This is a genomic window from Streptomyces sp. NPDC085596 (genome assembly GCF_044541565.1).
GTDB lineage: Bacteria > Actinomycetota > Actinomycetes > Streptomycetales > Streptomycetaceae > Streptomyces.
Genome location: NZ_JBITTC010000012.1, coordinates 84,041 through 94,439 on the forward strand (window position 1 = coordinate 84,041; position 10,399 = coordinate 94,439).

Genomic DNA, 10,399 nt, shown 5'->3' on the forward strand with positions numbered 1-10,399 from the left:
GGCCCAAGCCCACGGAAAGGAAGTGCAGGCGGTGAGCGCAGAGACCATCACCCCCGTTAATCCCGACTCCACGCTCTCCCACGCCGCCACGCCCAGTGACAGCTCGGGCGGCGGGGCGGGGCGGGGCGGGCCTGAAAACCCCACACAGGGGCCCCTGGTGGTCGTTCAGCAGCCTCGGAACCCTTCCCCGCCCCGCCCCGCCCCCCGCGCGTCCCAGGGCAATACAGGCAACTCGCTGCGAAACGGGTACGCCGCGATCTCGCACAGCGTGAGCGGCGAAACCGCGGCGATCGGCCTCGGCTTCCTCGCCGCCGGCCCCGTGGGGGCCATCGTTGGCGGCGCCGCCCTACCCGTTCTGGTCGCCGCGTCGATGTGGCGGGCACGTCGCCGCGAGCATGACGAGAACAGCAACAACGGCAACCCGTCCGGCCCCGGCTCCGAAGATGTAGCGGGCCGCTACCGCTCCGGTTCGGGCGGGCGTGGCGATGGCGACCGAAGCAACGGGGCAGGCGGCGGCCGGCGCATCCCCGACGGAACCGGTGGTGGCAGACACAAGACACCGAAGGGGCCCGGCCATGGAAGTGGCAAGGGGAACGGCCTCGGCGGCGGCCACAAGGACCGCAAACCGAAGGTGAAGGACCCGGTCGCCGACAAGCTCGCCAAGGGCGGCAAGGGCCTCGCCGAAAAGCTGAAGAACCGCGGCAAGAACAACGGCCAAGGCGACCTCGGCAAGCACGATAAGACCCGTATGGACAACAAGGGCGGCAAGGGCAACGGTGCCGACCTGAAGAACCCCAAGGCGCCCAAGACTCGCCGCGACCACAGCGGCGACTACCCCGATGACCGTCGCTGGCGAGGCCGCGGCCACAAGGACAAGCCCGGCAAGACCAAGCACCACAAGCCGGGCAACAACCGCGGCGGCAACGACACGGCAACGTCCTCACCCGACGGACTCGACCCCAAGCCGCCGAAGGACCCCAAGGCTCCGAACAACCCCCACGCCAGGCGCGACAAGCGCATCGACCTCGTCCGGACCAAACGCGAGAAAGACGCCCGCCGTAAAGCCATCAGGGCCGGCAAGCGAGCCGCCGAAGAAGCCGCCCGCCGTGGCACCTTGGGCGACCCGTACACCGTGAAGGTCGAAGTCATCCGCGAGGAAACCAAGAAAGTCGACATCGAGCTCGACCGGCAACACCGACTACTCGCCCTCGTGGCGGGGACCGAACAGCGAAGGAGCACCCCCGTGACCTACCCCGTAGCCACCACACAGCCCGCCGCAACCAGGCAGGGCGTGGCGGTTGCCCGGCAGATCGACATGCGCGCCTCCACCGCTTACCGGCTCCTCCTCGCCATGGCCGAGCAGCTCGCCAACGGTCTACACGGCGACTTTGACGCCGACATGGCCGACCACGTCTACGAACTCGCCGGGATTCCCGCCATGTGCCGCAACCTGGCCATGGCCGTCCGCGAGGCAGCCAGCGCCCTCCAGAAGACCGCCCCGCTCCACCCCTCAGTCGTCAAGCACCTCAACAACGCCGCCATCGCAGCCCTCACCGCCTCCCGCATGGCCGACACCATCATCGTTGTGTTCGTCCAGGCGCACCGCGAAGACATCTACCGCGTCATGGAACCCCGCATCGGTGAGGAACGCTGGAACATCCGCAACGCCTCCGGCACCCTCGACGCCGCCAAGCTGCGCGCCGCCATCATGTCGTCCGGCCAGCAGCGCCTCGCCCTGCCCGCGGGCAGCACCCCGGCCGGCGCCACCAGCAGCGGCACCGGCACGCTCGTCCCCACCTCCGACGCCAGCACGAAGAAGCTCGTCACCCTCATGAAGGGCTTCGACCGCGGCCACATGGTCGACTGCCTCTCCGAGGTAGCCGGAGCAGCCGGCGGCATCGAGGTCGTAGCCGATGCCGTCACCCGGCTGTACCGGCGCATGGCCAAGACATGGCCCACCGAGACCACCGTCGACGACACCGTCCTCGCAACCGCCGCCAAGGTGAAGAACGTCGCGGCCGAACTCCGCAAATCCATCAAGGCCGCGCAGCGCGCCCACCAGCGCGAACTGCGCCTGAACGCCAAGCCCCGCAAGGGAGCCCGAGCAGAGTCCAAGTGGGACGTCGTCGGCCGCCCCGGCCAGCACTGAAACCCAGGAAGGAGATAAATACCATGGCCACCACCAAGACCGAGATCCCCGCAGGTCTCGAAACCCTGTCCGACAAGCCGAAGCGGTGGGACTTCAGCCGCGATGCCGTCACCCCCGGCCGTCTCACCGCCTGGGGTGCCGAACTCGCCTGCGCCAGCGCCCTCGTCGCACCCCTCGCGGACATCCCCTGGGAAGCCGGTGCCACCGCCGGCGTCCTCTGCACCGGCACCGCCGTCCTCTACGAGAAGGCCCGCGGGTCCTGGCGGCGTGTCATGGCCGCCCGCGCTTCTGCCTGGCTCGCCACCACCGGCTGGCTGTCCTACGCCCTCGCCACCCAGCCCACTTTGACGACCATGACCATCGGCGTATCCGTATGGGCCGCCGGGGCCGCCGTGAACATCGGCATGGACAAGTGGGGGGAGACCACCCGCGAAGCCGAAGCCGAACTCGACCGGCGCCTCGCCCAAGGCGAAGAGATCACCAAAGCGCAGCAGGGATGGGCGAAGCTCCTCTACGACATCTGCGGCATCGAAGGCGCCATCGCCGACCCCATCGTCGACCGCTGGCCCTCCGGCGTCGGCGAAACCGTGAAGATCACCCTCCCGGCACACATGAACATCGACTCCCTCCGAGGCTACGAAGCCGAACTCGCCGGGGCACTCCACCTACCCAAGGGCGGTGGCGTCGCGTTCTCCGCTGGCGGCCCCGACATCCCCCGCAACGTCGTGTTCATCGCCATCACCCGCAAGAACATGATGTCCGGCGCCATCCCCTACCCCAAGCTCACCCCTACCACCATCAACAAGCCCGTCGGCTTCGGCGTCATCGGCAACGGCCAAGAAGCCGGCCTCAACCTCAAGGACGAAGGCTTCATCGCCATCGGCGCCCAGGGCTCCGGCAAGACCGCCCTGATGAAGACCCTCGGCCTCGGACTCGCTCGCTGCATCGACGCCCTCATCTGGGACATGGACACCTCCGCCAAGATGAGCGCGGTCTTCATCAACCCCTACCTGCGCTACGGCATCGGCGTGCCCCTCATCGACTGGCCCGCCACCAACGAAGACGAATGCCGCCTCATGGTCCACGCCGCCCGCGCCATCATCGCCGCCCGCAAAACGGAGTACGCCGACCTCCTCGAAGACGAAGACATCGACAACCTCCCTGCACGGCCTGAGATCCCCGCCATCCACATCCGCGTCGACGAGACCAAGTCCATGCCCGACGACGTCCTCGAAGGCATCGACTTCATCATCGAAGAAGGCCGCTCCGTCAACGTCCGCGTCTCCAACACCGGTCTGCGCGCCACCCGCGACTACATCACCGCCGCCATGGACGAACTCACCCCCGGCCGTATCGGACTGCGCACCAACAACGCCTCCGAACTCGACATGCTGTTCCCCGGCTTCGGCGCCCCCGACATGGCGATCTTCACCGACCCTGGAACCGTCGTCTACATGTCCGCCACCAAGGGCCCCTTCCAGCCCGCCCCCGCCAAGGCATACGCCACCATGGCCGAAGCCTTCACCCAAAACAGCACCGACTACGAGCGCATGCAGACCCTGTTCATGGACGCCGCCCGCCAACTCTCCAGCATCCGCCCCGACCTCGACGAGGTCTCAGCCCGCGCAGCCGGCCTCGCCTACGGACAGCGCTGGGCCCGCTGCATCCCCAATCTCCGTGGCGACGCCTACGGCAACGTCGGCCCCGACCGCATGCACGAATCCGTGTGGGAGCTGTACCGATCCTGGCCGACCCCGGCCTCCTACGACGCTCTCCTCGGCCGCGCCCTGGATGACGACGGTGACACTCTCGTCGCACATGGTCCGACGATGGCCATCCCGCGCCTGACCGAGACCATGCTCGACGCGAACGAGTTGGAGCGGGCAGCGGCTCAGGACGCGGTCATCGAACTCGCCAAGACCCGCGTCACCCCCAAGACCAACGACCAGCTCGCCGTGGAACTGTTCGCCTCCATCGGCAGGGACGCCAAGCCGTCCGAGGTGTACCCGCTGATGGTGAAGGCCGGCTACGACAAGTCCGACCGAACCTTCCGAGACCTGTGCTCGAAACTTGCCCTTCAGGACAAGCTCACCAAGGGCGATGATGGAACCTACGCGGCTCCCAACAGCGGTGAGGTTCCTGATGCAGCCGGACGAGTTCCCGGACCTGAAGATGACGCCGATGGACGAGGCGATGCTCCATATGAGTGAGCTGATCGCCGGCCTGAAGAAGGCTGGTCTCAGTGAGAACTCTGCTGTGCGTTTCGCCGCGATCTACTTCGCAGAGCAGTCGGGCAGCGTCGACGACCCGGACGACGACTGATCCCACCACTCCACCAAGGAAGCCCCCGGGTTGCACCTGGGGGCTTTCTGTTTTTCCCCTCTGCGTGCCCTGATGAGAAGAGCTGAGCCATGCAGTCCGATCACAAGCCCGTCGAGCCGACCGCCGCCGACCACGAGACGATCCGCCGCCTGGTGGCCGCGGTGAACGAGATCCCGATCGCGCATCGGGACGAGACTCCGCTGCCGCCTTATGGTGCTGCGCCGCCTGTGCCGCAGCCGGGGCGTGCGCCGATGAGTGCGAAGGCCGTGGATGATGCGGCGCGGATGCTGTCCGCGAGCGTCCTCGTCGCGGTGACCGGTGGGTCGGGGACGGCGCTGCTGTGGGCGTCCGGCCACGCCAACCCTGGTGTGATCGCCGTGGTGTTCGGTGCACCAACCGCCCTCGTCCTCGCCCTCGGCCGGCTCGCCCGGCGTGCACGCGGTGTGCTGCCGGAGCAGCATCACCACCACTACGCGGGGCCCGTCGACCAGCGGACCATCAACAACCGCCCCGCTGGCGTATGGGTGCGGAACGCTACCCGAAACGGATAAGGGAGAACGCATGCCTGTTCGAGAGTTCACCATCGCAGCACTGGCCGCGCTCAGTGTCCCGCCGGATGACCCTGATGACATCGAGTACGACGAGCATGTCCTCGCTGACGAGCAGGTGACCGTGCTGAAGTACACGGCGCTGCGCCGCTGCATCTTCCATGCGCCCGACGACGGCCGCACATACGCCGTCGAATACGAGGCCGAGCTTGACATGGGGGACTTCGAGGTCGGCGGCGGGATGCCCGACAACCACGGCTGGTACGGCGACACGGAGAGGCGACCGAAGTGGAGGAGCGCCCGGTGACCGTCATCCAATGGGTTCCCGTGGAGTGACCCACGGGCGTGCCACCAACGGGTTCATCGCTAAGACCGCCAACCAGCAGTAGGAGACACCGTGCCTGTTCCCGTGTGGTGGCCGCCTGTGCGTGACGCTGCCGATCGCCGCCGTCACGTCACCGGGTTGTTCCTGGCCCGCGCCACCGTCGACCTGCACGACGGCGCAGTGCGGTTGCGGTTCGACACTGCGGCCCGCACCCAAGCGTGGCAGGACAGTGGTGCGCAGACCGCGTTAGAGGCCGCCCTGCGTGCGGCAGGCCACGACCTCCCCGTCCGTGTGGGCCAGCCGACTGTTTGACACTGCTGCGACACTGAATTCAGCCCCGCCTCGCATCCCCCCGTCGAGGCGGGGCCTTTCTGCTGTACGGGTGGTGACAGGCGTGCGAGCTGGGGCGTAGCGTCTTGATCAGCGGCAGCCGCGTGGCCCCTGGTGGGCGCGGGCGATCGCACGCCTTGTCTCCCCCGCACGGCTGCCGCGTAGACGTAGAACGGCCCCGCACCGGATTCCGGGCGGGGCCTCCGTCATGCGGTGGGGCTACCAACTGGTCACGGTCGGCGGGATGCCTTCGGTTCCGTCGATCTCGTGCTGTGACCACACGGTGATGTGCTTGAACCCTGCCTTTTTGAGGTGCTCGGTGAGTTGGTCAGGGTGCCCGTAATTCCAGCCGAACCAGATAGCCGCGCCACCAGCTCCCTTCCTGCCGCCCTGGAGGAGGTGCCAGTCATCACGGTTCGTGCTGATGATCGGCATGTCGGTGTTGACGCCGTCGACAAACTCGGCGACCGTCTCCGCCACCTTCGGGGCGACTTCCTCAGCCAAGCCATCCTGACTATCACCGATGATGATGAACACGTCGGTCACGTTACTCACGTGGGCTCCTCGTCCGGGCGCACCGGGCCCGCGTGCGGATCGATGAGGCCGGCAGCGTAGTCCATGCCATTGAAGAAGTGGTGGCCGCTTTCCAGTGAGGTAGAACCCCGCTCGGCTCGGATTCGCCTGGCTAGCATTTGCGCATGTTCACGCAGTAGGTCATCCAGCGCATCACCGAAGGCTGACGCCGTGTCTGGAGTCTGGCACAGCTCCCAAAGCCTGTCCCTGGCTGCGCTCATGGGGTCTCCTCCTCGCCGCCCACCGGGCGCTCGCTCGTGAACGGGTCGATGAGGCCGGCGGCCACGTCAGCATCCTCGTACATGAAGAACGGGGATCGGTGGAGGGGAAGATCCTGCTCGTCGACCGCGAGCCGCTTCCCGCCGTCCTCTCCCCATGCCCGGAGTTGCTCGGCTAGCTCGTGCGCAAAGGTGTCGATGAGTTCGGCCGCCCCCTCCTCGTCGTACCCGACGAGTTCGGGGTTCCTCAACGCGTCGGCGAGTCGATCGCGGGCGCTCATGAGGGCTTGACCTTCCCGTCGCGGATGCGGGCGACGTATTCGCGGGTGAAGCCGGTGGCTTTGACGACGGCGGTGAGGCGGCCGCGTACCTGCTCGCCGCCGTGCTTTTCGGGGAAGACCTCGGGGATCGTTTTGAAGATCCATGCCTTGTCGTCGGCCATGCGCTGGGTGCGCCGGGCCAGTTCGGCGATCTTCTCTTCGTCAGTCATGGGCGTATCCATCCCCTCAGTATGCCACTTTGGTAGGCGGATTCAATGTGCCAACATGGTTGACGTGAGGTCTGAGTAGGCATAGCGTGTAGCCATCAAGTGCCGCACCAAGGGGGACCCAGTGAACGCCAGCACCCGCACCGCCCGCCGCACCCTCCGCGACCGCACCCGCACCCACCGCGCCGCCGCCAAGATCCGCCGCCACGGCGTCGGCACGCTGGCCGCCCACTGTGTGGCCGCCGGACTCGGTATCAAGGAAGCCCGCACCGTCGCCAGCAGCCTCCGCAAGAACGCCGCCCGTGCGGGCATCACCGGAACCCCCTCCACCTCCTACACCCACGGCCGCGCCCGCCAGTGCACCCGCTACACCGTGCAGGCCGTCGCCCGGATCGCCGCCCTCTACAAGCCCCGCAAGCCCGCCTACAAGCTCACCGCCACCAAGCTCACCCTCGCCGCCTAGGAGACACCCATGCCCCGTTCCGACAACCTCGCCGCCATGTCCACCGACGGGCTCCGCGATGAACGCGAAGCCTGCCTCCTGCTGACCACCGACACCTACGGAAGCAGCGAGAGCGTGAAGGAGTTCCACGCCGACCTGGCCGACCGGATCAGCGACGAAATCGACAGCCGCAACACCCGACGCTGAAGGAGACCCCGCATGCTCGCCCCCTTCACCCCGTGCCCCGGCGGTTTCATCACCGCCATCCAGCTGCCCAACGGCCGTTTCCTCGTCGAGGGCTGGGTCCTCATCCAGTCCACGTTCGACAGCAACGCGCCCCGTCACGAGCCGGCCTACCACTGGATCACCGACACCGAGCCGGACGCCGCCGACATGGTCGCCGAGTTCGCCCGCGACCTCAAGACCCCGGCCGCTGCCCCCGCCGCGCCCGCGAACGGCAGCCTGGTCGACTTCGACGACCCCTACAGCGACCTCGTCAACACGCTCTGAAGGAGACTCGGATGCCTCGCATGATCGGCCTTAACTGCCCCGACGGTCCCGGTGGCCGTGACTGCTCGTGCTGCGGCCAGCCGCCCGGCCGGGATCGCAAGCTGGCCCGCCGACGGGTGAAGAGGTCCGAGCGGAACGCGTGGAAGAGCGCTCTGCGCACCTAGCCCTCAACTAGGAGGTCCAATGAACTTCATCGAAACCGACCCCGCCGACGATCCCGAGCCGGATGACGCGCACGAGGAATGCCTCGGCATTCATGGCAGCGCGGACGGCTACCGCGACTGCGACGGCCAGCCCATCTAACCCCGCCCTATCCTCAACCCACCGCCACCGAAAGGGCCCCGCCATGAGCGACACCGAGTTCGAGACCCACGAGGAAACCGAGATGGCCGCCGAACAGGAAGAGGCCCAGTACCGCCGCTACACCCAGCGCATCAGCAACCTGGAGTACGGCATCGACGGCGCCCTCGACATGCTCGACACCCTCGCCGAGCGCGCCAACGACACCGACGCCGACCTCGCGGCATCCGCACGGCGCGTCCACCAGTTCCTCACCGGCTACCGCCACCCGTAACAGCCCTCCGCCGCCGAAAGGGGTCACCGTGTCGGAACTTGCCCACCGCCAACCGCAGTCCGGGCCCGGCTTGGGGTGGGCCCTGACCCGCACCTGGAGGTAGTCATGACCATCCGTACCGGTCGCGCACACAAAGGCTGGTTCCTCAACCAGGCAGCTGGTGATCCCACCCAGGGGCTCGCCATGAAGTGGGGCATACACCCGGCAGGCGACCAACGGCCCGCCCTCTCTGCTCCAGCCGAAACCGTCAGCGTGGCCATCCTCATCCACGGCCGATTTGTGCTCGACTTCCCCGGCCACGGCACTGTGGAACTGCGTCAGCAGGGTGACTGGGTGCAATGGCCGCCCGGTGTTACCCACACGTGGTGGGCGGTGGAGGCTTCGACGGTCCTCACCATCCGCTGGCAGCCCGGCCCCAGGCAGATTTGACCCGCCGCGCGGCAAAGGCCCCGATCCCAGTCTGGGATCGGGGCCTCCAGCATGCGCGAGCTCAGTCGATAAACGACCCATCCGCACGCCGCTGATGCCGTGACCGGAGGTGCTTGCACTGCGGGCAATGCGACATCGCGCCCCGCTTCACCACCCACGAAATCCCGCACGTCATCAAATGCCCGAACCCCGCACCCAGGCTCTGCCCCATCCGCGCGAAACCCGGCATCGTGCACGTCCGGCAATCCCTGCAGCCAGCCATCGTGATCCCCCCTCACGGCACGCCCGTGATGCGTGCGATCCGGGGATGCTAACCGCCACCACTGAGCTGGGCCAGAGGTTCACGAGAAACCCCCGCGCACGAGTGAGGCCCCGGAATGCCGCCACAGCCTCCAGGGCCCCACCAGCCGCCACGCTCAGCGGCGTTGACGGCCGCGCGCCCGCCTCGTGCGCACGCCCTTCCGCCCCATCATCGAACGGCCAGCGCGGGTGTACCCCTCGTTACTGATGCGGGCAGCCTTGGACTTCGACATGCCCTTGCGGCGGAGGGCGGCATACACCTTGAAGCGTGCGCGGTAGACGAAGCCGAAGCATCCGCCTCGGTCGGACACCATCCCCAACACCACCTTTCGGCCGTCGAATCGCAGCCAAATCTGCACTTTGGCCTACGATTCAAAGGTAACAGGCTGGCAGGAGGCATCCCATGACCCACCCCACCGGAGACCGTGCCCGCAGCGGCAAAGGCAAATTCGTCCGCACCCTCGACAACGCACGCCGCGACGCCGAAGCCGCCGGCCTCCGCGCCCAAGGGCTCACCTACCAAAAAATCGCCGACCAGTTGGGCTACACCGACCGCTCCGACGCCCGCGTCGGAGTCCGCCGCGCCATCCGCGACGCCTGCCTCGGCCCCGCCAAAGAACTCGTCGACCTCGAAGTAACCCGCCTAGAGGCCATGTACGACGAGGTACTCGACATCCTCCAAGCCGACCACGTCATGGTGTCCCACGGCCGGATCGTCTACGACCAGGACGGCAACCCCCTACCGGACCACGACATCAAGCTCCGCGCCATCGACAGGGCGTTGCGTGCGCGCGAGAGCTTCCGGAAGCTGCTCGGCCTCGATGCCGCACTCAAGGTCGACGCCATCGTCACCGAAGTCACACAGCAGGACCTGGAGTTGCAAGAGATGCTGCGCGACGCCAGAGCCGCCATGCAGATGGAAGAGCAGAACATCGTCGACGGCGGCGCCGATGCCTGACCAGAAGATCGGCCAGCTCCTCGACGCGCTCGGCGTCACCATCGACCTAGACGAGGGCGACCTGCCGACGGACGCCCACATCATCCTGAAGATCGTCAAGACTGACGGAACCGTCAGCCTCGTCAAGGCGGTCAGCGAATCCCTCGACTGGATCACCACCCTCGGCATGCTCACAGCCGCCCTGGAGATCGAGAACGGCGGCTACATCAGCAGCCGCGACGACGAGGTATGACC

At 67.4% G+C, this 10,399-nt stretch carries 16 protein-coding genes; 11 read left to right on the forward strand and 5 right to left on the reverse strand.

Going from position 1 to position 10,399, the window contains the following annotated elements:
* Window positions 1-268: 268 nt before the first annotated feature.
* From ACIGA3_RS28625 to ACIGA3_RS28640, 4 genes are all read left to right on the forward strand, one after another.
* Window positions 269-2,149 carry a hypothetical protein gene (locus ACIGA3_RS28625; protein ID WP_399721149.1) on the forward strand — a complete coding sequence of 627 codons (1,881 nt, stop codon included), beginning with the start codon at window positions 269-271 and terminating at the stop codon, window positions 2,147-2,149.
* A 23-nt stretch (window positions 2,150-2,172) separates the two neighbouring features.
* Entirely contained in the window at window positions 2,173-4,359 is a 2,187-nt protein-coding gene (locus ACIGA3_RS28630) for a hypothetical protein (RefSeq protein ID WP_399721150.1), read from the forward strand.
* Window positions 4,360-4,560: 201 nt separating this feature from the next.
* Window positions 4,561-5,022 carry a hypothetical protein gene (locus ACIGA3_RS28635; protein ID WP_399721152.1) on the forward strand — a complete coding sequence of 154 codons (462 nt, stop codon included), beginning with the start codon at window positions 4,561-4,563 and terminating at the stop codon, window positions 5,020-5,022.
* A 10-nt stretch (window positions 5,023-5,032) separates the two neighbouring features.
* Window positions 5,033-5,326, forward strand: a complete 294-nt coding sequence (locus tag ACIGA3_RS28640) for a hypothetical protein (RefSeq protein ID WP_399721154.1) — start codon at window positions 5,033-5,035, stop codon at window positions 5,324-5,326.
* Between the two features lie 567 nt (window positions 5,327-5,893).
* Here the strand turns inward: ACIGA3_RS28640 and ACIGA3_RS28645 are convergent.
* Genes ACIGA3_RS28645 through ACIGA3_RS28660 form a run of 4 tightly spaced genes read right to left on the reverse strand, consistent with a single transcriptional unit; the run spans window position 5,894 to window position 6,955 of the window.
* On the reverse strand, window positions 5,894-6,229 hold the full coding sequence (locus ACIGA3_RS28645) for a hypothetical protein (RefSeq protein ID WP_399721156.1): 336 nt from the start codon (window positions 6,227-6,229) through the stop codon (window positions 5,894-5,896).
* Window positions 6,226-6,468 carry a hypothetical protein gene (locus ACIGA3_RS28650; protein WP_399721157.1) on the reverse strand — a complete coding sequence of 81 codons (243 nt, stop codon included), beginning with the start codon at window positions 6,466-6,468 and terminating at the stop codon, window positions 6,226-6,228. Before ACIGA3_RS28650 ends, ACIGA3_RS28645 begins: the two co-directional genes overlap by 4 nt.
* On the reverse strand, window positions 6,465-6,746 hold the full coding sequence (locus ACIGA3_RS28655) for a hypothetical protein (RefSeq protein ID WP_399721159.1): 282 nt from the start codon (window positions 6,744-6,746) through the stop codon (window positions 6,465-6,467). The genes ACIGA3_RS28650 and ACIGA3_RS28655 overlap by 4 nt, the downstream gene beginning before the upstream one ends.
* Window positions 6,743-6,955: a hypothetical protein gene (locus ACIGA3_RS28660; RefSeq protein ID WP_399721161.1), complete on the reverse strand. Its 213-nt coding sequence runs from the start codon at window positions 6,953-6,955 to the stop codon at window positions 6,743-6,745. The genes ACIGA3_RS28655 and ACIGA3_RS28660 overlap by 4 nt, the downstream gene beginning before the upstream one ends.
* A 121-nt stretch (window positions 6,956-7,076) precedes the next feature.
* On the opposite strand from ACIGA3_RS28660, the gene ACIGA3_RS28665 reads away from it, so the two are divergent.
* From ACIGA3_RS28665 to ACIGA3_RS28685, 5 genes are all read left to right on the forward strand, one after another.
* A complete protein-coding gene (locus ACIGA3_RS28665; protein ID WP_399721163.1) occupies window positions 7,077-7,415 on the forward strand; it encodes a hypothetical protein in 339 nt (112 codons plus the stop codon).
* A gap of 9 nt (window positions 7,416-7,424) precedes the next feature.
* Complete coding sequence (locus ACIGA3_RS28670) at window positions 7,425-7,601, forward strand: hypothetical protein (RefSeq protein ID WP_399721165.1); 177 nt, start codon at window positions 7,425-7,427, stop codon at window positions 7,599-7,601.
* Window positions 7,602-7,613: 12 nt separating this feature from the next.
* Entirely contained in the window at window positions 7,614-7,904 is a 291-nt protein-coding gene (locus ACIGA3_RS28675; protein WP_399721166.1) for a hypothetical protein, read from the forward strand.
* A gap of 346 nt (window positions 7,905-8,250) precedes the next feature.
* Window positions 8,251-8,478, forward strand: coding sequence for a hypothetical protein (locus tag ACIGA3_RS28680; protein ID WP_399721168.1), 228 nt, complete (start codon window positions 8,251-8,253; stop codon window positions 8,476-8,478).
* Between the two features lie 105 nt (window positions 8,479-8,583).
* Window positions 8,584-8,907 (forward strand): signal peptidase I, encoded by a 324-nt coding sequence (locus ACIGA3_RS28685; protein WP_399721170.1) that lies wholly within the window; start codon window positions 8,584-8,586, stop codon window positions 8,905-8,907.
* A 416-nt stretch (window positions 8,908-9,323) separates the two neighbouring features.
* Here the strand turns inward: ACIGA3_RS28685 and ACIGA3_RS28690 are convergent, their stop codons facing one another.
* Window positions 9,324-9,566, reverse strand: a complete 243-nt coding sequence (locus tag ACIGA3_RS28690) for a hypothetical protein (protein ID WP_399721171.1) — start codon at window positions 9,564-9,566, stop codon at window positions 9,324-9,326.
* A 44-nt stretch (window positions 9,567-9,610) separates the two neighbouring features.
* Between ACIGA3_RS28690 and ACIGA3_RS28695 the strand changes: the two genes are divergently transcribed.
* Window positions 9,611-10,165, forward strand: a complete 555-nt coding sequence (locus ACIGA3_RS28695) for a hypothetical protein (RefSeq protein ID WP_399721173.1) — start codon at window positions 9,611-9,613, stop codon at window positions 10,163-10,165.
* Entirely contained in the window at window positions 10,158-10,397 is a 240-nt protein-coding gene (locus tag ACIGA3_RS28700) for a hypothetical protein (protein ID WP_399721174.1), read from the forward strand. The genes ACIGA3_RS28695 and ACIGA3_RS28700 overlap by 8 nt, the downstream gene beginning before the upstream one ends.
* The last annotated feature ends 2 nt before the right edge of the window (window positions 10,398-10,399 follow it).